14 protein-coding genes and 1 pseudogene are annotated in these 20,300 nt (G+C 67.1%); 1 reads left to right on the forward strand and 14 read right to left on the reverse strand.

Annotated features, from left to right (window positions below; all coding sequences use genetic code 11):
• Positions 1–56 precede the first annotated feature (56 nt).
• The 14 genes from VR894_RS19105 to VR894_RS04040 form a co-directional block, all read right to left on the reverse strand.
• Entirely contained in the window at positions 57–704 is a 648-nt protein-coding gene (locus VR894_RS19105) for an acetyltransferase (protein WP_416380797.1), read from the reverse strand.
• The gene (locus tag VR894_RS03980; RefSeq protein ID WP_324650011.1) at positions 697–1,323 is read right to left on the reverse strand and encodes a sugar transferase; all 627 of its coding nucleotides are present in this window, start codon (positions 1,321–1,323) and stop codon (positions 697–699) included. Before VR894_RS03980 ends, VR894_RS19105 begins: the two co-directional genes overlap by 8 nt.
• Positions 1,323–2,492, reverse strand: a complete 1,170-nt coding sequence (locus VR894_RS03985) for a DegT/DnrJ/EryC1/StrS family aminotransferase (RefSeq protein WP_324650012.1) — start codon at positions 2,490–2,492, stop codon at positions 1,323–1,325. The genes VR894_RS03980 and VR894_RS03985 overlap by 1 nt, the downstream gene beginning before the upstream one ends.
• Positions 2,489–4,279 (reverse strand): nucleoside-diphosphate sugar epimerase/dehydratase, encoded by a 1,791-nt coding sequence (locus VR894_RS03990; RefSeq protein WP_324650013.1) that lies wholly within the window; start codon positions 4,277–4,279, stop codon positions 2,489–2,491. The genes VR894_RS03985 and VR894_RS03990 overlap by 4 nt, the downstream gene beginning before the upstream one ends.
• 215 nt (positions 4,280–4,494) lie before the next feature.
• On the reverse strand, positions 4,495–5,952 hold the full coding sequence (locus VR894_RS03995) for a polysaccharide biosynthesis tyrosine autokinase (protein ID WP_324650015.1): 1,458 nt from the start codon (positions 5,950–5,952) through the stop codon (positions 4,495–4,497).
• Between the two features lie 93 nt (positions 5,953–6,045).
• On the reverse strand, positions 6,046–7,209 hold the full coding sequence (locus VR894_RS04000; RefSeq protein ID WP_324650016.1) for a glycosyltransferase: 1,164 nt from the start codon (positions 7,207–7,209) through the stop codon (positions 6,046–6,048).
• Positions 7,206–8,405 carry an O-antigen ligase family protein gene (locus VR894_RS04005; RefSeq protein WP_324650017.1) on the reverse strand — a complete coding sequence of 400 codons (1,200 nt, stop codon included), beginning with the start codon at positions 8,403–8,405 and terminating at the stop codon, positions 7,206–7,208. The genes VR894_RS04000 and VR894_RS04005 overlap by 4 nt, the downstream gene beginning before the upstream one ends.
• Positions 8,402–9,517, reverse strand: a complete 1,116-nt coding sequence (locus tag VR894_RS04010) for a glycosyltransferase (protein WP_324650018.1) — start codon at positions 9,515–9,517, stop codon at positions 8,402–8,404. Before VR894_RS04010 ends, VR894_RS04005 begins: the two co-directional genes overlap by 4 nt.
• On the reverse strand, positions 9,501–10,853 hold the full coding sequence (locus VR894_RS04015; protein ID WP_324650019.1) for a lipopolysaccharide biosynthesis protein: 1,353 nt from the start codon (positions 10,851–10,853) through the stop codon (positions 9,501–9,503). Before VR894_RS04015 ends, VR894_RS04010 begins: the two co-directional genes overlap by 17 nt.
• Positions 10,854–10,879: 26 nt before the next feature.
• Complete coding sequence (gene wecB / locus VR894_RS04020) at positions 10,880–12,010, reverse strand: non-hydrolyzing UDP-N-acetylglucosamine 2-epimerase (protein ID WP_324650020.1); 1,131 nt, start codon at positions 12,008–12,010, stop codon at positions 10,880–10,882.
• Positions 12,010–13,095 (reverse strand): NAD-dependent epimerase/dehydratase family protein, encoded by a 1,086-nt coding sequence (locus VR894_RS04025; protein ID WP_324650021.1) that lies wholly within the window; start codon positions 13,093–13,095, stop codon positions 12,010–12,012. The genes wecB and VR894_RS04025 overlap by 1 nt, the downstream gene beginning before the upstream one ends.
• On the reverse strand, positions 13,095–14,159 hold the full coding sequence (locus VR894_RS04030; RefSeq protein WP_324650022.1) for a polysaccharide biosynthesis protein: 1,065 nt from the start codon (positions 14,157–14,159) through the stop codon (positions 13,095–13,097). The genes VR894_RS04025 and VR894_RS04030 overlap by 1 nt, the downstream gene beginning before the upstream one ends.
• A complete protein-coding gene (locus VR894_RS04035; RefSeq protein WP_324650023.1) occupies positions 14,156–15,445 on the reverse strand; it encodes a glycosyltransferase family 4 protein in 1,290 nt (429 codons plus the stop codon). The genes VR894_RS04030 and VR894_RS04035 overlap by 4 nt, the downstream gene beginning before the upstream one ends.
• Positions 15,442–16,575: a UDP-N-acetylglucosamine 4,6-dehydratase family protein gene (locus tag VR894_RS04040; protein ID WP_416380798.1), complete on the reverse strand. Its 1,134-nt coding sequence runs from the start codon at positions 16,573–16,575 to the stop codon at positions 15,442–15,444. Before VR894_RS04040 ends, VR894_RS04035 begins: the two co-directional genes overlap by 4 nt.
• Positions 16,576–17,637: 1,062 nt before the next feature.
• Between VR894_RS04040 and VR894_RS04045 the strand changes: the two are divergent.
• Positions 17,638–20,300: pseudogene (locus tag VR894_RS04045) on the forward strand (hypothetical protein); the annotation flags it as partial.

The raw sequence follows: 20,300 nt of genomic DNA on the forward strand, positions 1-20,300 counted from the left end.
GGGCGCACCACTTGGCGGCCGCACAGGGTTGGGGTGTGACAGCAGCATCGCCATTTTCATCGGGCTGGCACACCTCTGACGACGGCGCCATCAGGGACGTCGCGGGTAACAACCGCTCCGGCGCCTATGGTGGCATTAGCTCCCACAGTCAATCCCTGCAGCACGACTGCACCTGCCCCAATCATCGACTTTTCTCCGATGCGAGACTCACCGGCGATGACGGCTCCGGGATTGACATTGACATAGTCTTTGAGAACGACGTCGTGGCTCACGGCAGCGTTCGCCATGACGTGAACGAATCGGCCAATGCGGGTGTTCGTCGAGAGGTCAGCACCCGGTGAGATTACGCAGCCTGGACCAATGTGGGCACTGCGGCTGACCCGTGCGGTAGGGGCCACGAGAATGGCAGCAGTGTGTCCCCGGTTGTCGAAGGCGCGGTCCAAAGACTCGCGAATCCTCGAGTCGCCGACGCCGATCGAGTAGTATGACCGTGGCCCGTGCCGCAGCCAGTCCTTACGTGTGCCTCCGTACTCCAAACCAAGAGTCCGCAGCCGGGAAAGATTAAGCGAGCTTGGTGCATCGTCGAGAATGATTAGCGACTCGAATGGTCGCGTGACGGACGCTTCGATGATATCTAAAGCGATGTCGGCTACCCTACGGCCCGCTCCGGAGGCCCCAATAATCGCGAGTACTGGCTTAGTCATTGTCTGTCCCAGCAGATCCCGTGAATGGGGGCATCGTAACGTGACCGGGCGCCGTTGTGCCCGAGCGCCGAAGCACTCGAAATACGGTTTGTAGGAGGATTGACAGGTCGAGAGTGATGGATCGGTTGTCTACGTACGTCACATCCAGCCGGAACCGGTCTTCCCAGGGAAGTTCGTTGCGGCCCGTGACCTGTGCTAAGCCGGTTATTCCAGGCCGAACCTCATGTCGGCGAGCTTGCTCGGGTGTATAGAGAGGCAGATAGTAGGTGCGCAGCGGTCGCGGGCCAACGAGACTCATGTCCCCACGAAGAACATTCCACAGTGAAGGTAGTTCGTCGAGACTTGTGGACCGAAGGAAGGCGCCGAGCGGGGTAAGGCGCGCAGCATCAGAAACCCGGCCGCGCTCAGGGTCTGGGGGCAACATGGTGCGGAATTTATAGAGCGTGAACACCTTGGCATTCGCGCCTGGCCTCTGCTGGCGAAATATTACCGGCGCGCCCAGCTTCACCCGCACGAGCACGGCGACGCCGATCTGAAGCGGCGCGGTGAGGACGAGGCCGACACTGGACAGAATGACGTCGACACCACGCTTTATGCCGTCATAGCGCGGCAGACTCATCACTGTGCCCCCTTAGCTTCGGTTCGCCTATGTAGGAAGTCCCCGATGCAGTCGGCAATACGCGCGAAGGTGGCGTCATTGTGTACGGATCCACTAGGCAGTGATAACCCGCGGGCGAACAGGTCGCTGCCCGTGCCGTTCGTATAGGCGACCGCACCGGCAAAAACTGGCTGCAGGTGCATGGGTTTCCACAGGGGGCGGGCTTCAATCCCGTGTATTGCCAAGTATTGCTGTAGATTGGCGGACGACCAGCCAGCCGCCTCCGAGTCGACCAAAATCGAGGTGAGCCAAAAGTTGTCTCGCGTAGGACCGTCGCTGTCCGCGCCGTCGGGCGCTCCAAAGATCGTAACTCCCGGGGTCGTCGCGAACAGGTCTCGGTAACGCCGTCTTGTCGCTCTCCGAAGCTCGATCATGGCATCGAGACGCCCGAGCTGGGCGCGGCCGAGTGCCGCAAGTAGGTTGGAGAGCCGATAGTTGTAGCCGACGTCGGTGTGCTCGTAGTGAATTACCGGCTGCCGTGCTTGCGTAGCGAGGTACCGAGCACGCGCGGCGAGAGCACCGTCGTCCGTCAACAGCATCCCTCCGCCCGACGTGGTCATAACCTTGTTTCCGTTGAAGGACACAATTGCAGCCTCGCCAAAGCTCCCCGCTGGTCGTCCATGGCGGCGGGCACCCAGGGATTCTGCGGCGTCGGAGAGAACGGGCACCCCTTGCTCTCGCGCGAGACTGGCGATTGCTTCGTAATTGGCGACCTTCCCGAGGAGGTCGACCGGGATGATCGCAGCCACTCGTCTGCCGCGGGTGCGCTGGTCGGAGAGAGCCTGCGCGAGCAGTTCGACGTCGATGTTGCCGGTTCGGTCGCAGTCGACGAAAACGGGCTCTGCCCCGGTGTAAGCGATGGCGTTCGCAGTCGCGGCGAAGGTCATGGAGGCAGTGATGACGATATCGCCTGGTCCCACGCCCCATGCGAGCAGTGCAAGGTGAAGCGCCGCGGTTCCGGAAGATAGAGCTACCGCGTGGGAGCGGCCGGTGTATTCAGCAACCTCTCGCTCGAAAGCATCAACTTCGGGGCCGAGGGGAGCTACCCAACCGGAGCGAAGCGCCCGCAGCACCGCGGCCTCTTCGGCGGGACCGATGTCGGGAGGTGAGAGGTAGATCCGCGCGGTCATGCTTCCCCACTCCTCTCATCGGCGGCGGCGTACGTGTGTCGCAGCGAGCTGGTCTCCACAGTTCGTTCTACGTGGCTCGGATCGATCGGGGGAACAGACACGTGTGAGACGAGGGGGTGATGTGGCCGGACGCCGTCTTCGTGCTCGCTGAACAGGTCCTCGTGGAGTTTCTCGTTTGGGCGCAGTCCAGTGAAGACGATCTCGATGTTCTGACCTGAATGGGTGACAAGGCGGCGGGCGACGTCGAGGATCTTGACTGGCTCACCCATATCGAGGACGAGTACTTCGCCGTCGCTGCCGATAGCGCCGGCCTGTATGACAAGTTCGCTGGCCTCGGGAATGGTCATGAAGTAGCGGGTGACATCAGGGTGGGTGACCGTGACGGGGCCGCCCCGGTCGATCTGCTGCCGGAAGGTGTGGAGCATCGAACCGCGGGAGCCGAGCACATTGCCGAAGCGCACGGAGAGATAGGTGCCACTCGCGTGCTGTCCGAACCAGGCGGTGAGCTGCTCGGCGAGCCGCTTCGTCTTACCGAGCACGCTGGTGGGGTTCGCTGCTTTGTCGGTGGAGATGTTGACGAACTTCTCCACCTCGAACTCCGCGGAGAGTTCGAGCAGGTTCTGGGTGCCGACGACGTTTGTCTTCCACCCCTCGTCGGGGTACTGCTCGAGCATCGGCAGGTGCTTGAGTGCTGCGGCGTGGAAGACGACCTGGGGCTGGTGCCGCTCGAAGACCTCCCGCAGCGCTTCCTTGTCGCGGATGCTCGCGAGCACCATGTCCGGAGTGTCGAGCAGTGCCTTGCCGTAAATGGACAGTTGGACACCGTGGAGGGCGGACTCGTCGCGGTCGAGCAGGATGAGCTCCGCGGGCCCGAACTTGTGGACCTGGCGTGCAAGCTCGGAGCCGATCGATCCGCCGGCCCCCGTAACGAGGACGCGCTTGTCGGTGAGGTAGGAGGCGATGGAGCCGATGTCGGTGTTGACCTGGCGGCGCCCGAGAATGTCGGCGATGTCGACTTCCTTGACGTCGCTGAGTTTGACGCGCCCACCGAGAATCTGGTTGAGCGGCGGGAGTAGCAGGAACTTCATCCCCGCTCTCTCGACGACATCAGCGACCTCGGCGATCATCGACTTGCTCGCCGCAGAGATCGCGAGGATCACCGTGGTGACGTCGCGCTCATGCGCGCGGCGGACAAGGTCTTCACGCCCGCCGAGTACCTGACGGCCGAGCAGACTGAGGTGCCGCTTCCGCGGGTCGTCGTCGAGCAGACCGACGACTCGGTACGGCGAAGACGTATCCATGTCGACAAGGCGAAGCAGTTGATACCCGGCGTCGCCCGCGCCATAGATAAGGACGTTCTCGGCATCGTCACTCGAAGGGCGCTTCGACGTAGTCCACGCGCGATAAGCCCACCGGCCCGCGGCCATGATGATGAGCGCAAAGGGAGGGGCGAGGAAGGCAATGCCCCGCGGGAACTCCGCGAGCCCGCGGATGAGGACGAAAGCGACGAGGAGTGCTAGGGCGACCACCACCATCGAGAGCAGCAGGCCGAGGCTCTCCTCGAAGCTCCCGACGCGGTACTTGCCGCGGTAGATCTTGAGCAGCGCACCGATGACGAGCTGAGTGAGGCACGCTAGTCCCATGTAGAGGAACACGGTGTTCCACTGCTCAACGCTGAGGTAGAACTCGTACCGAGTCCCGACGATCAGGCCGACGGCGATGCACCATGCAGCGCAGTCCCACAGCCCGATCAGGCTTCGTCGAACCAGAGTGGTTCCCCCGGACAAAGCGATCCTCCTCCTGGCATGCCCTAGTGCCATCTGGCGGCATGGGACTCAAGGCGGTGGTACCAGGTCCCGGAAAAGCATACGCGACACGCGTTGCCGAGCCGCCCGACCGTGACCAGTGTTACAGGAACTACGGGACGATCGCTCGTGCACAAGAGCGACCGGCTCGGCTGGCGTCCCGACTCACCTCCGGGTAACGCTTTGCGTACTCGGTGTCACAGACGGGAGGCTGGAAGCCGCCGGTCGGACCGACCTGCCGGCGGGGTTGGTGTGCTCCTCCCGACGGAATGCCTCCCCAGCGACGGGGCGGGGGACCGGCCAGACGTGTCGCTGCTGCGGTACTCGTAGGAGTAGCGGTCGCGTTCCTTGCGCTGAGCCTTGTTGAGAACGACGCCGAGCACGTGTGCGTCAACCGTCTCGAGGGCGTCGAGCGACGCGCGGAGCTGCTGCTTGTGCAGCCTGTCCGCACCGGCGACCACGAGAGTGCCGTCGGCCATCCGGCTGAGGATCGCGGCGTCCGTCACCGGGAGCAGGGGAGGGCTGTCGAGGATGATGACGTCGTACGCGGCGGCGAGCTCGGCCAGCAGTCGAGACATCGCGTCGGAACCGAGGAGCTCGCTGGGGTTCGGAGGGATGCTTCCGGAAGCGAGGATGTCGAGGCGGGTGTCCCGCCATGGCTGGACGGCGTCGGCCACCTCGACGCGCCCGATGAGCACCGTGGTGAGACCGACGCCACCTTCGAACCCGAGGTAGTCGGCGACGCTAGGAAGGCGCAGGTCGGCATCCACGAGGACGACGCGCGACCCCGCGTCGGCGAGGGACACGGCGAGGTTGATCGCCGTCGTCGTCTTGCCTTCCCCGGCGACCGATGAGGTGACGACGATCGACCTGCTGCGGTCACCGAGGTTGACGAACTGAAGGTTGGTCCGGAGCCGCCGGATCGCCTCCGCGCGATGGCTCATCGAGTCGTCGTGCATGAAGACGGGGTGGTCGCTGGCCGACTCGTCCATCGGCACCGTGGCAAGGCGAGTCGCGGTCGTGACGGCGGTGATGTCTGCCTCGGTGCGGATCTTCGTCTCGAGGACCTCGCGGAGGAGGGCGATACCCACACCGAGCACGGCGCCGAGCACCAGGCCGAGCGCAAGGTTCAGGAGGAGGTTGGGGGAGGACGGGGACTCGGGCACCTCGGCCGCGTCGAACGTCGTGGCGCGCACGGACTCCGTGCCGTCGGGGCGTTCGGGCGAGAGCCCGCCGACTGACGCAGCAAGGCCGTCGGCGACGGCATTCGCGATGTCGCGAGCCCTTTCCGGTGCGGGGTCAGTTGCGGAGATGACAAGGATCGTCGTGTCCTCGGCAACCGTGACCGTGATGGATTCGGCGAGGTCGCGGGCGTCTGTTCCTTCTCCCAACGTCTCGGCGATGGGGTCGAGAACGAGTGGCGACTCGGCTATTCGTGCGTAGGACGCCATCTGTTTCTCGGTGAACGTCGACCCCTGGGCGAGGTCGCTGACGGACTCACCGCCCTGAACCGCGAAGAAGGTCTGCGTCGTCGCCGTGTACTGGGGGGTGGCGAGCAGTGTGATGGTGGCGCCGGCCGCAATCGTGGTGAGCGCGATCACGACGACCGTGAGCCATCGGCGGCGCAGAGCGTTGAAGTAGTCCGCCAGTAACATCTCTGCCCCAGTTCTTCCTGATCGCCCGTCGGCGAATCTTCCCACAGCCTGCACGATTCTCGGACCTGTCTGTCGGCGCGCAGTCGATCTTTGTTAGCGGCGCGCGTTCCGACGCTGGGTGGTGTGGTCCCGGTATAGGTCGAACACGGTTGGACCGTCCTGCGCTGCCCGCCACGCCTCGTATGCCGCCCCGGCGGCGGTGCGTAGTGCTCCGGAATCTGCGCGCACTCGCCGCGCGTAGGCGTCGAGGGCTCGTGTCCAGGCTTGGGTCGTCGATGGAGCGACGACGACCCCGCCCCCTGCATCCAGCACGTCGGTCCACGGGGTTGCGGCCGACGTGAGGACCGGGCAAGACGTGGATAAGGCCTCCGCGATGACGTGCCCGAAGTTCTCGCCGTGAGTTGGTAGGACGAAGGCGTCATACGCGCCCAGCGTGGGTCGAACAGCCTCCGGCCGGATAGGCCCGAGAAAGCGGACGCGGATGTGCTCAGGCAACTGTCGGGCGAGTGCACTGCACATCGCGACGTACTCGGGATCTTCCTCGGAGCCATACACATCGAAGTCCAACGGTTCCACCACGGCCGCCAGGGCCCGCAGCGCGACGTCGAGCCCCTTCTTCGGCACGATGCGCGAGACGAAGGTGAAGCGAGGAGTCGGGTGAACGGAGGGTTCGGGATCGCCCGCTTCACGTGGAAGATCCGTCTCGTTCGGACGGACCAGGACGAGGCCGGCGCTTGGAATTGCCTGCCGGATCTCGCTCGCCTCCAGCTCGCTTGAGGCATGCCAGACAGTCGCTGCATCGAACTTCATAAGACGGGCGACCGCCAGGAAGATGCGCTTCTTGCGAGCCTTGAACTGCAGCGCTCCCGGACTGAGCTCGCCGCGGGGCGCAACGATAAGGGGAACCGCGCCCCACCACTTCAAGCGATGGAGGAGGCGAGGGACAAGGGAGAACGTGAGACTGAAGTACGAGTTGAGGTAAACGACGTCGGGTTTGCGACGTCTCAGTGCTTGCAGGGCTGACCAGTAGGCCCGACCGCGGCCGACGGTGGCGTAGTAGACGTCAACGGACTCGTCCGTTGCCCACTCGTCGTGCGGCACCGCCAGCGTCGTGGGCTGGCCGAGGTCGCGGTTGCTGGTGAGGACCAGCACCTCGTGCCGCTTCGACGCAGCCCGGCTGAGGGCATACACCGTCCGGATGGGGCCACCCCCCAGGTAGGCCGGCGGATATCCCGGAGCGATGATCCCGACCCTCACTGCGCCCGGACCTCGGTCGAAGGGCGGCGTAGCTCGCGCGTACTGGCCCGCGGGCGGGTGCCGGTTGGCTCGGGTGCAGTCCGAGCGATCAGCAGCCAGGTTCCTGCGAAGAGGAGGAGGAAGGGGCTGGACGGAGAGAGCAGCCACCCCTCGAAGACACTGTGGACCAACGCTGCCGCGGCGAACACGGTAGCCCGTCCGTTGACGAGGCTTGCCCGGAAGATGAGGACTCCTTGAAGAGCGACGCACAGGAATCCGAGGAGGCCACCGTTGCTGAGGGCCCGGAACGGCGACGAGGCGATGATCGCGGACTCGTTGCCGAGTCCGATCCCCCACAGTGGGCTTGATCGGAAGTCGTCCAGGGCGGCGTCGAGAGAGTTCGACCGCGAATCGGTCGTTCGCAACAGTCCCTCGAGTGGAACGCCCGGAACATCAAGCCGTGTGAGCAGGATCGCGGCGAGCACGACTGCGGCGCCCAGCGCTCCCACCAGGCCGTACCGCTTGCGCCGCAGCAACTCGAACAGCCCGACGAGGACGAGAGCAAGTGCGCTTGCGCGGCTCGCGGTCCAGATGAGCGCGATCGCCGATAGTGCGAGGCACGGGCGCGACCAGCGGCTCGGGACGAGGATGGCAGTCGCACCGAGCAGGAAGGCGATGAAGCCGAGGCTGTTCGCGTTCTCGAGCAACCCGCGCAGCCGTTCCCCCTCGATGCCGAGGTCCGGGCGCAGGAGACCGAAGACGAGGGAGCCGCCGACGGTGAGGGACAAACCGAGGAAGAGGCCGCGCTGGAGGTCGGGCGGTGCGAGGTGTCCGCCCGTGGAGACGATGAGGATGACCGGCAGGCCAAGAGCGGCGAGGTATAGGGCGAACTCAGGCCACTGGCCATGCGGGGCCGTCGCGACGAGCACGTACACGGCCAGCGGAGCGCAGATCGACAGGGCCAAGCGCCCGGCGAGCCTTGGCGACCCTGTCCCCTCTGTGAGTGGTGTGGTCAGCGCAGCGAGCGCGATAAGTGCGACACCCGCGGGGCGGGCGGCGACGCCGGTCAACGGACCGGCGAGGACACCGGCCGAGGATGCGATGAGAACAGCCCCCAGTCCATACAGCAGCGGCACCCGGGTCCGTGGGTGGTTGAACAGGAGCGCCGCCCAGACCGCGGCAGCCACGACGGCGACCACGGGGTAGAAGCTGGTCATCCGATCACCTTGTCCACGAGCCAGGGTGGGTTCGTGCGAACCCCGTCCAGCAGAAACCGCCGCAAGTATGACGCGACCGCCTGCGGAGAGATGCTGGCACGCGACCAGTCCCTGATCCGGCGACGCCGATCGGTGGACGCCGGTTCGACGGTCAGCTCCTCATTGACTGCCATCGTCAGCGACGAGACGTCCCCGGAGCGGAAGACCCGTCCCCTGTCCGAGTCCGCGACGAGCAGGGAGGAGCCGGCGCCGTCGCTCACGACCGCCGGCGTGCCCACCATGAGGGCCTCATTTGTCACGGCACCCCACCCGTCGTACCGGCTCGGCAGGACGAGCAGGTCGGATCGGGCGACCAGCTCGCGGACGGCGGTGTTCTCGAGGCGGTCGATGACGCGTACGCAGTCAGCCATGCCGAGCTGAGAAGCAGCCTGGAGTACCTCGCTCCGAAGCCTGCCCGACCCCACCAGGGTGAGGCGGACGGCGTCGAGCGATGACATCGCCTGGAGAAGGAGGAGCGGGTTCTTGTGCTCCTCCAGACTGCCCACGAACGCGACCTCGCGGATGTCCGTTGCCTCCGGGCCCGTCGGTCCGTCGTATTCCGACACGGAGTAGATGAACTGTGCGACCCGCTCGGCTGGGATCCCGGCCGAGGTGAACTGGGACGCCGCAAGCCGACCCATGGCGAGGACGCTGTCGACGTGCCGCCTCCACCGCAGTGCTCGCCCCGTGAAACGCACGCGACGCAAGGTGCCCCGGGCACCGCGGGGGTCCCAGGACTCAGTCATGACCGAGAGGTGACCGCGAGGTCCGGATGCCAACGTACGAAAGGCAGTGCTGACCCCTTGGTTCGACCCGAGTCCGGTGAAGACGTGCGCGTGGTCCAACCTCGCCGTCTCGGCCAGGGACCGGATGGAGCTGAGGTCGTCCGTGACGCAGATCGTTGCGGCGCCGTAGTCCGGTGGCTGCCAGCCCATGATGCGGCGTGCGGGGTTGGACGCATTGGGAACCACCACCCTGACCCGGAGCCCGTCGGCAGCCAGCGCGGCCATGAGCGGTGCCTGATGGATCGACGCCGAGTTCTGCCAGAATGTGAGGTCATACCTTTCGCGCATGGAGCCTCCTCAACAGCACCGCTCCAGCGACCGCGGCGCCGACGGTGCCGACGGCAGTCACGACGAAGGAGGAAGGCTCGACGACCAGCGCAGCGATGCCGACGGCTCCCAGAGCGACGGTCGTCACAACGACGCGCAGAGGGCGCCTCGTGCCGGGGGCGACGAGAAGTGCGTACGTTCCGCGGAGCACCACCACGCCGGCAGCCGCTCCCGTTAGCCCGAACTGGAGGGCGAGGTAGGCCATGAGTGCCGTGCCGACGACGGCGGCGGCGAGGGTGCGGCGGGAGAGCGAGGCGACCTCGAGCCGGAACTGATGCTCCCAGCTGGTTGTGGTCGCCAGCGACGCGACCGCCGTCGCGACGATCAGCACGGGCAGCAGCCGGAAGTCGCGCAGCCCTTCAGCCACCGCCAGCCGCGCGAGCCAGTAGTCGCCGGCACTCGTGACCGCTAGGACAGCGGCGCACGTCGTGACGATGAGCAGTGCTGTGTCGACCAGCGCGGTATGGACGTCCTCCTGCCTGCCGGCGTCCCAGGCGTGTCGCAGACGAGGGTAGGCGACAGTGGTGAGGAGTCCCAGGGCGGAGCCGCTCGTGAGAGCGGCCAGCTGGAACGTCGCGGCGAAGCGGCCGACGGCGTCGGGCGCCTCGATGACGGGCAGAACGAGGAGCACCGCGGTGCCCATGAGGGTGACAGCGGCTGAGGTGACGGCCAGCTGGATGCCGAAGCCCAACCGCCATGGGCGTTGCCCTGGAGCTGTGCGCCGCGGGATGAGCCGTGGGCCGGTGAGGAGTGCAGCGACACCGCAGGCCGCGCCGGCCACCGCCAGAGACACGTCGGCGTCGCCGGTCGTGGCGACCAGCGCGACGAGCACCGCTGTTCGCACGACAGTGCTCGTCGTGAGTGAGCCGGCATAGGACCACGGTTTTAGCCAACCGAGCCACGCGGTGGCAACGAACCGGCTCGCCGTCACACCGAAGCCCCAACCGGCGATGGCGAGCGCGTACTGCCAGCTGCCGCCGAACAGGTAACCGCCGACGATGAGGACGCCGGCGATGACGGCGACGGTGCCGTAGGTCCGTTTGGCCGCGTAGGCGTAGTTCGACCGGTCGCCAGGGTTACCCGGGAACCGTTGGAGCGCCAGCGTGTGGACGTCGGTGAACACGTTGAAGTACGTGGCGACGGCGATCGCGACGGCGAGCTTGCCGTAGTCGCCGGGTTCGAGCAGGCGGGTGAGGATCGGGAGCTGGACGGCAGCTGCGACCAGCGCTGTGAGGCGCGCGGACGTTACGGCTGCCGCTGACGTCAGTGCGTGGCCCGACCGTCCTGTGGTTCTCACGTCGCCCTGTTTCCGCATCCGCGCGCCTACCGACGGGTGCCTGACCGTTGATGGTGCGTGGCCACGGTCGAGCGGATGAAGTTGACGACGCGGCGCGAACTGTCAGCGACGTCGTACTCGGCCGGCGCAGCGGGATGGCCCGCGCCGGCGAACTGGTCGAGTACCAGCTGGACGGCGTCGACGACGTCGGAGGGGTTGAGCCCGGTGGCAATGATGGCACCGGTGTCGAGAGCCTCGGGACGTTCGATGGCGTCACGGATCGTGACGGCGGGGAAGCCGAGGATCGCCGACTCCTCGGCGATCGTGCCTGAGTCCGAGACGACGCAGCGGGCGCTCTGCTGGAGCGCGATGTAGTCATGAAAGCCCAGGGGCTCATGGAGCCGGATGTGCTCCCCGAGCTCCAGCCGGTGCTCCTCGATGCGCTTCCGGGTCCGAGGGTGGGTCGAGACGAGGACCGGGACGTCCAGCGCGCGGCCGACAGCGCTGAGCGAGTCCAGCACTCCCCGGAGCCGGTCCGACGTGTCGACGTTCTCCTCGCGGTGTGCGCTCGCGAGAACGTACTCGCCGGCGCGAAGGCCTAGACGCCCGAGGGCGCCGCTCTCGGCGGACCGTTGTGCATAGTGCTCGAGCACCTCCCTCATCGGCGAGCCCATGAGCATGACCCGAGACGGGTGGAGGCCCTCGGCCAGCAGGTTGCGGCGCGAGTGCTCGGTGTACACGAGGTTGTAGTCGGCCACGTGGTCCACGACGTGACGGTTGATCTCCTCCGGCACGTTCGGGTCGAAGGACCGGTTGCCGGCCTCCAGGTGGTAGACCGGGACCTTGAGGCGGCGTGCCATCAGCGCAGAGATGCAGCTGTTGGTGTCTCCGAGGACGACCATCGCGTCGGGACGCTCCGCGAGGAGCACCCGTTCGGTGCCGCGGAGGACGTCTCCGAGGACCGCTCCCAGGGATGAGGTGTCCGCGTCGAGCACGTGGTCGGGCCGCCGGATGCCCAGGTCGTCGAAGAAGATTCCGTTCAGGGTGTAGTCGTAGTTCTGTCCGGTGTGAACGAGGACGTGGTCCGCGTGCGACTCGAACGCAGCGATGACCCGGGAGAGCCGAATGATCTCCGGCCGCGTCCCAACGACCGTCATGATCTTCAGGCGGCCAGCCATCACACGTCCTCGGGATAGGTGTCGGGGTCGTCCGGGTCGAAGAGCTCGTTCGCCCAGAAGATCGTCGTGAGCTCACCGTCGCCGGTGTTGGTGATGCTGTGCGCCCACAGTGTCGGCATGTCGACGGCGACGGGTTCCTCCCCCGTCACATCGACATGCAGCACCTTGTCGGTGAGCACTCGACGCAGGGAGATTCGGGCCTTTCCCGAGACGACGACGAACCGCTCGATCTTACGGAGGTGAAGGTGCTGACCGCGCGTCACCCCCGGGCGCGTCGTCGAGAAGAAGCTCTGGCCCTCACTGCCGTGCGCGCGGACGGTCTCGACAAGCGCTCCGCGCGCATCGGCCCGTCGCACCAGCGGGATGGGGAGGTTGTCGGAGGCCATCGCGGCGCGGAGGGTGTTGAAGAGGTCCGTCTCCAGCGGGTTGCCGAGCGGTGGGATGTCCCCGGTGCGGTACCGGGTGTGCTGCGCGTGGAGTGTGCCCAGGACATCGCCCACGGTGGTGAGCGTCCCGCGGGGCCGCACCGTCTCGGTCGTTCCCATCGCAGCGTTGATGATCGACTGTGCCGCGTCCTGGGCGTGGAGAAGCTCGATCTCCCGGTCCGCGATGTCGGGCGTCTCGCCTCGGATGACCGATGCGACGAAGGTGGCGACGAAGGAGTTGTAGGCCGGTTTTCCGTGCTCTCCGAAGAGGTTGGGCAGCGCGACGTCGGCAAAGCGGGAGCCTGTGTCTGACGCCGCCTGGGCGAGGATCGCGGCGGCACCGTGCTTGCCTGCGCCGTATGAGGTGCTCTCGCCAGCCCTGACGGAGTTGGCGAAGACGATTGCCGGCCGGTGCTGGCTACCACGGACCGCGGCAGCGACGTCCTCGGCGAGCCGGACGTTGCCGTCCAGCACCTCGCGGTCCGTCCCCCGGTTGACCCCGGCGAGGTGAAGGATGACGTCGGCGTCCCGCACGAGTCCGGGCAGGTCCGACCATCCCGCTCGGCCGACCGGGACGACGGCGTGTGGCGTGCGGGCCCGCAGGCGCGCTCGGGTGTGCCAGCCGAGGAAGCCGTCGGCACCGGTGACGACAATCCGCATCAAGCGAGCGCCTTCGCGGCGACCGTCCGGAGCGTCGGCAGTGCGTGAGTCCCGAGGAGTGCGCGAATCTCCGGGAGAGTGCGGATGAGGTCGATCGTCTGCGCGAGCGACAGTCGCTCGGTGTTCTCCGAGGTGTAGTCGTCGAGCCGAGCGGTCGCACGCTCGCCCTGGTCGAAGTAGAGCTCGTAGTTGAGCGAGCGGGCGTCCAGCGGGACCCGGAAGTACTCGCCCTGGTCGTAAGCGCCAACGATCTCCTCCCTGGTGAGCAGCGTCTCGTGGAGCTTCTCGCCGTGACGCGTGCCGATGATCTGGAGCTCGGGGTGGTCGTTGCCCATGATCGCCGCGGCGGCGCGCGCGATCGTCTCGACGGTGCTGGCCGGCGCCTTGCGGACGAAGAGGTCACCGGGCTCGGCGTGGAGGAACGCGTGGTGGACCAGGTCGACCGACTGGTCGAGGGACATGAGGAAGCGGGTCATCCGTGGTTCGGTGACGCTCAGCGCACGGCCCTCCCGTGCCTGCTGGACGAAGAGCGGGATGACCGATCCCCGGGAGTACATGACGTTCCCGTACCGAGTGACCGAGACGACGGTCCGCGACTTCGGGTTGTTGCGGGCGAACGCCTGCGCCGTCTTCTCCATGAGCGCCTTGGACATGCCCATGGCATTGACCGGGTACACGGCCTTGTCCGTGCTCAGGCACACGACGGAGCGGGCGCCTGCTCGGGCCGCTGCCTCGATCACGTTGTAGCTGCCCTGGACGTTGGTCTTCACGGCCTGCTCCGGGAAGAACTCACACGAAGGCACCTGCTTCAGTGCGGCGGCGTGGAAGACGAAGTCCGCTCCGGTCATCGCGCGCTCGACGCTCTGGGAGTCACGGACATCGCCGAGGAAGAACCGGAGTCGAGGGTCGTCGATGCGGCGGCGCATGTCGTCCTGCTTCGCCTCGTCGCGGCTGAGCACGTGGATCGTGGCGACGTCCTTCCCCAGCAGGTCCTTGACCATCGTCGAGCCGAACGATCCTGTCCCGCCGGTGATGACCACCGTGGAACCGCTGAGCCCCGTCATCGTCGCACTCCTCGCCGGTTGTGACGGGCCGACTCGAGAACCTCGCGAAGGCGAGCGAGGTTGCGCTCCCGGCCCATGTGCTCGTCGTAGTGCTGGCGAGCCTTGGCTCCACGCTGTGCCAGCTCTGCTCTCGACGTTGCGCCGACGCGTTCCAGCGCCTCCTGTATCGCGGCGACATCCCCGGGAGGTGCCGCCCAGCCGCTGCCGGACTCCTCAGCAACGCGCGCGACGTCTCCGGACGCGATCGCCAGGAGCGGCATGCCAGCGACGAGGATCCCTTGGACCTTGCTCGGCATCGTGTAGGAGAAGAGGGGATCCGTCCCGAGGGACGCAACCTGGACGTCGAACCGCCGTTGAAGGTCGTCAAGCTGCTCCTTGTCCACCCGGCCGAGGAAGTGGACGTTGGTTGCGTCGATCGCCTGCGCCAGCTCGCGGAGCCGTGGCTTGTCCGTTCCGTCACCGATGAGGCTCAGCTCCACGGTAGGGCAGGCCGCAGCGGCGCGGATCAGGGACTCGAGGCCCTGCGCCGGACCGTGGTTGCCGGCGTAGAGCACGCGGACCGGCCCTGTGTGGTCGTCGTCGGAGCGTAGGGGGGCCGGCGCATCGGCTTCGTCCTGCCAGTTGTAGACGAGGGTGAGCTTGTCGCGTGGAACGCCGCGGTCGACGAGCACGTCAACCATGCCGGGCGAGATCACACAGATGTGTGACGCGTGCCGGTAGAGCGCCCGGCACATGAGGTCGAGCAAGCCCCTGGCACGCGTGATGAGGGCGTTGCCGTAGCCGGTCGCGAACACGGAGTCGGGCCAGAGATCCTGGATGAGCAGGACGTACGGCGTGCCGTGGAGGAATCGGCCGACGAGTGCCGGTAGGCCAGCAGTCGCGGGCGACGAGTAGACAAGCGCCACGTCAGCGGACCGCAGGGCCCGCTGGCCGAGCAGGGCGGAGGAAACTGCCCAGCTCAGGTAGTTAGCCATCCGTCCGAGCACCGAGGTGGAGTGGTTCGGGTACTCCGGGGTGCGGAGAATGGAAATGCCGTCGCGCACCTCGCGGGTCGGCCGGCTGGCCCGGTACCCGGTCATCACGCGACCCACGGGGTAGTGCGGCATGCCGGTGAGAACCTCGACACCAAGGCCGGAGTCCCGCAGCGAGTGCGCGATTCTCTGTCCAGTCCTCGCGGGCTCCGGCGGGTACCACTGGGTGATGACGAGGCAGGCTGTTCGCGTAGCGCTCCCCGCTGCGGCGCGGGGCGCGAACCTCGCCGAGACTAGTGCTGGTGCGGTGATCATAGAGTTTCTTCCATCTGGAAGGCCGGCTCGCGACGATGCGGCCGGACGTCGTGATGTGACACCTCGCCCGAACGTAGCAGTCGCTCAAGCTCCTGCGGTTCGAACGAGGGCACGATGACATGGGAGATCAGGGGATGGTGCGTGCGGACGCCCTGCTCATCGGCGGTGAACAGCTCTTCGTGCAACTTTTCGTTGGGGCGCAGCCCGGTGAAGATGACGTCGATGTCCCGTCCGGAGCGTGCGATGAGCCGACGAGCCACCGAGAGGATCCGCACCGGCTCGCCCATGTCGAGGACGAGGACCTCTCTGTCGCTCCCGATGGCGCCTGCCTGGATGACGAGCTCGCACGCCTCCGGAATCGTCATGAAGTACCGGGTGACCTCTGGATGGGTCACGGTGACGGGTCCACCCCGCGCGATCTGCTGGCGGAATGTGTGGAGCACGGAGCCGCGGGAGCCAAGGACGTTCCCGAAACGTACGGACAGGTACGTCCCTGTGGCGTTGTCGCCGTACCAGGCCGTGAGCTGCTCGCCCAGTCTCTTGGTCTTGCCGAGAACGCTCGTGGGGTTGGCAGCCTTGTCGGTCGAGACGTTGACGAACTTCTCGACGCCCCACTCGGCGGAGAGCTCGAGGAGGTTGTGCGTCCCGATGACGTTGGTCTTCCACCCCTCGTCGGGGTACTGCTCGAGGAGGGGGAGATGCTTGAGCGCGGCCGCGTGAAAGACGACCTGGGGGCGATGCCGCTCGAAGACTTGACGCAACGCCTCCTTGTCCCGGATGCACGCCAGAACGATGTCGGGAGTATCCAGCAGGGCGGTCCCGTACAAGGACAGCTGAACTCCGTGGAGTGCTGACTCGTCACGGTCCAGGAGGACGAGCTCGGCCGGCGCGAAGCGGTTCACCTGGCGGGCCACCTCCGAGCCGATCGAACCGCCCGCGCCGGTGACGAGAATCCGCTTCCCGGAAAGGTAGTCCGCGATCCCTGCGACGTCGGTGTCCAGCGGGTCACGGCCCAGTACATCGCCGATGCCGAGCCGTTCGACGTCATTCCGCTTTGTCCGGTCGGCGTACCAGGCGGCGCAGGCCGACAGCACTATGAGGCTTCGACGAGTCAGGGTTTTGCGAGTCACAGCGAACCTCCCTCCGTTGGCTCCGGCGCCTGAGTGGCGAGGATCTGTGCCCGGAGGCCCCGCCGACTGGAGCATAAGGTCCGGGCGTACGGAGCCCGCGGGCGGTAGCCGGTATGGAGCACCCGCCGCTCCGTGGCACGTCCTCGTCGAGGGTGAGACGTGGTGCGCGGATCGGGTCGCGCGAGGCACGACGGGGACCAACGCGTCGCCCGAGGCCGCTGAGAAGTGGAGGTGAACCCTTCCCTAGGACTGTTCGTGGACGTCGGCCTGATCTGCGCTGTAACGCCGCATTCTCGGGTCGAGCACCACGTGCGCGGCTCGTGACAGCGGCACCTCACCCCGGCTCACCCCCGTGAGCCCACGGCCGGTCACCCTGCGTCGCTCCCAGGGTCACCCTGCTGTCGTCCTCGCAACCGGCCAGGTCGGAGGGTGGAGCCAGTGGGCCGAACCGTCGTGATTCCGGCCCTGGACGCGTCCCGGGCCATTCCGGTCACCGGGTTCACCGCCGTATGTCGTCTGCCGGCGATTCTCGAAAGCACGCCAGAGGCGTTGCGAACCTTACGCAGACGTCAGTGCACCCGGCAACTGGTTGTCCGGCGAGATCGGCTGAACGCTCGCTCCCACGTTTCCTGGGGCGCCTACCGAGAGTGGTTCGCCACCGTTTCGCCAATTTCACCCTTGGTCACCCGAGGGTGATCGCCGTCTCACCCCACGTGCGTGCAGCGCTCCATCCCGGCTCATCTCGGGTCACAGGTTGGTGACGACGATGGCGATGTTTGTCTTGTGATGCGTCGCAAAGACGCTGCGCAGCCGGGCGGCGAAGCGGTCCGGCACCCCTCCAGGACAAAGAGACGGACCCGCTATGCACGCCACCTCCACGCCACGTGGTCCTGCGCGCCTTCGCCGCAGCCATGACGGCAGCCCTTCACCATCCCGCGCCTCGAGTGGGGCACGCCGCGCTCTGCTCGCGGTCATCACGAACGCCGCGAGTTGAGAGGAACGTTGATGTCCCCCCGAGCTGAAACATCACGGAAGCAGCGGAGCATCCGCCGCAGGAACGGGATGGTCGCGTCGACGGCCGCTCTGGCGATGGTGCTGACCACGTCCGCGGGGGCGATGTCCGCCCTCGCCATGCCGCTCGACGAGGTCCCCGCAGACACCACCGCGTGGGCGACGTCCCCGTACTCGCCCCTCGAGCCGGCTGCGATCGCGGCTCCGGGCAACACGCTCGCGCTCGACTTCGACGGCACGCAGGGCGGGCTCCACGCCGCCGGCGACGTCGACACCGGCTTCACCATGGTGCAGCCCTCGAGCGCTGACGCGACCTACTACGTGCCGGAGAACCTCACCGTCGCCGACGGCGCACTCACGATCACCCCGACTCCCGGGATCGCGCACGCGAAGGCCGGTCTTGCGACCGGCGACGTCAACAAGCAGGACAACACCCTCGGCGTCGGCCTGGACGCCGCCGACGGTGGCCTGCACCTGACGACAACCTTCGACAGCCCCGCGGGCGCGTTCGGCTTCGCCCAGGGCGGCCTGTGGTTCGGCGCCGACGACGACAACTACGTCAAGCTTGCTGTCATCGGCAGCGGCAGCGCCACCAACACCTCGCCCCGGCAGGTTCAGCTTTCCCGAGAGATGAACGGCGCGGTCCCCAGCCCCACGGCTGAGCAGCGCACTGTGAACACGACCCAGGCAGCGCTCGGCGCGGGCCCCGTGACTCTCTCCCTCGACATCAACAGCGTCGCGCAGACGATCACCGGCTCCTACCAGGTCGGCGACGGGGAGATCCAGTCGGTGGGCACGCTGCCGCTACCGGACTCCCTCGTCGACGGCAGCCTCCTTGCGAGTAGCACGCCGATTCCGGACGTCACGTCCTTCGGTGGGCTCTTCACCACGAAGCGCAACATGACCGTCTCGGCGCCGCTGAGCTACTCCTTCGAGAACTTCGAGGTGAGCGAGTTCGACACGACGCCCCCTGAGGCGCCCACCGGCCTGCAGGCAGTGGGCAGCCCCTCGGCGGTCGACCTGACCTGGGACGCCTCGGACGTGTCGTCCGACGTCGCGGGCTACCGCGTCTACCGCGGCACGTCGAGCCCGGTCGCGACCAGCGGCAACGGCCTGAGCGGTGCCGCCAGCCTCACCACGCCGGAGTTCACCGACACCACCGGCTTCATCGGCCAGACCTACCACTACGCCGTCGTCGCCGTCGACGACACTGGTAACCCTTCGGCGCCCGCCGAGGTCGAGGCGACGGTCCCCGCCGTCGACGGTGAGCCGGTCGCCAAGATCAACTTCCAGACCGACGAGATCGAACCGCCGGCCGGCTACACCGCTGACACGGGTCTCGCCTACGCAGCGGAGCGCGGTTTCGGCTGGATCGCAGCCGATGACGGCGCACCCCTCGACAACACGGGCAATGCTCGTCTGCGCACCGGAGCAGGCATCACGTCCGACCTGCGTCTGGCGACGATCACCCACATGGACATCCCGAACGGCACCATCGAGGAGGTTGTCTGGGAGTACGAGCTGGCCAACGGCACCTACACGGTGGTTGCAGCGGTCGGTGACGGGGCGAACGTTGACAGCACCCACGTCGTCCGCGCCGAGGGCACACCCATCGTCGACGGGTTCGTCGGGAGCTCCGCACGCCAGTTCGACGAAGCGGTCGGCACCGTTGAGGTGACCGACGGCGTGCTCACCATCGACCAGGTGGGCGGGGAGAACACCAAGCTCGCGTACGTCGAGATCTACGCCGAGGACGAGGTGGTCGCGGTTCCCGCGGCACCCACCGACGTCGCCGCCGCCGTCGTCGACGGCACTGGTGTTCTCGTCGAGTGGACGGCCAGTGAGGGCGCGGACGGCTACGACGTGCTGCGCGCGGCGGATGCCGAGGCGCTCGCCACGGCGACCCCGATCAACGCCGAGCCGGTGACCGGCACCGAGTACCTCGACGAGTCCGTCGAGGCCGGCGAGACCTACGTCTACGCGGTGGTCGCCACGAACGGCAGCGGCCCGTCGCCGGCGTCCGAGTCGGTCTCCGTGGAGATCCCGGCGGCCCCGACCGCACCCGCTGCGCCGGCCGATCTGGCCGGAGCGGCCACCGGCACCGGGGTCGAGCTCTCCTGGACCGCGTCCGAGGGCGCGACGAGCTACGACGTCTACCGTTCCGCGGACGAGGGCACCGTCACCGACGGTGACCCCCTCGCCACGGTCACCGAGGCGACCTACGTCGACGAGACCGTCGAGGCGGGGACGACCTACTTCTACGCCGTCGTCGCCGTGAACGAGACAGGGGACTCCTCGGCCTCCGTGGTCGAGGTCGCCGTGCCGGCCGACGAGCCGCAGGCACCGGCCGCCCCCGTCGGTGTCACCGGCACCGTGCAGTCCGACGGTACGATCTCGCTGACCTGGGACGCGTCCGCGGGTGCCGATGGCTACAACGTGTACCGCGGCATCGGCGCTCCGGCGCAGGCCACTAACGAACCGATCAACGGTTCGACGCTCATCACGACGACAGCCCTTGTCGACAGCGATGTGGAGCCTGGAACGACGTACCACTACCTCGTCGTTGCCGTCGGCGCAGGGGGCTCAACCCCCGCGGCCGCCCAGGTGACCGTCGAGGTTCCGCCCGCCACACCGGCGTGTGCTCCGGGTGAGTGGGCTGCGGAGTACTTCGATGGGCGTGAGCTGGCGGGTGATGTGGTCTCCCGTGAGTGCCT

The sequence above is a fragment of the Georgenia sp. H159 genome, from assembly GCF_035607575.1.
Lineage (GTDB): Bacteria > Actinomycetota > Actinomycetes > Actinomycetales > Actinomycetaceae > Oceanitalea.

What these genes read in the sequence shown, in the direction of transcription:
- VR894_RS04010 (WP_324650018.1), bottom strand. Translation starts at nt 9,517, where the DNA reads ATGCGCGAAAGGTATGACCTCACATTCTGGCAGAACTCGGCGTCGATC.
- VR894_RS04035 (WP_324650023.1), bottom strand. Translation starts at nt 15,445, where the DNA reads ATGATCACCGCACCAGCACTAGTCTCGGCGAGGTTCGCGCCCCGCGCC.
- VR894_RS03985 (WP_324650012.1), bottom strand. Translation starts at nt 2,492, where the DNA reads ATGACCGCGCGGATCTACCTCTCACCTCCCGACATCGGTCCCGCCGAA.
- VR894_RS03980 (WP_324650011.1), bottom strand. Translation starts at nt 1,323, where the DNA reads ATGAGTCTGCCGCGCTATGACGGCATAAAGCGTGGTGTCGACGTCATT.
- VR894_RS04025 (WP_324650021.1), bottom strand. Translation starts at nt 13,095, where the DNA reads ATGCGGATTGTCGTCACCGGTGCCGACGGCTTCCTCGGCTGGCACACC.
- VR894_RS04030 (WP_324650022.1), bottom strand. Translation starts at nt 14,159, where the DNA reads ATGACGGGGCTCAGCGGTTCCACGGTGGTCATCACCGGCGGGACAGGA.
- wecB (WP_324650020.1), bottom strand. Translation starts at nt 12,010, where the DNA reads ATGGCTGGCCGCCTGAAGATCATGACGGTCGTTGGGACGCGGCCGGAG.
- VR894_RS03995 (WP_324650015.1), bottom strand. Translation starts at nt 5,952, where the DNA reads ATGTTACTGGCGGACTACTTCAACGCTCTGCGCCGCCGATGGCTCACG.
- VR894_RS04005 (WP_324650017.1), bottom strand. Translation starts at nt 8,405, where the DNA reads ATGACCAGCTTCTACCCCGTGGTCGCCGTCGTGGCTGCCGCGGTCTGG.
- VR894_RS19105 (WP_416380797.1), bottom strand. Translation starts at nt 704, where the DNA reads ATGACTAAGCCAGTACTCGCGATTATTGGGGCCTCCGGAGCGGGCCGT.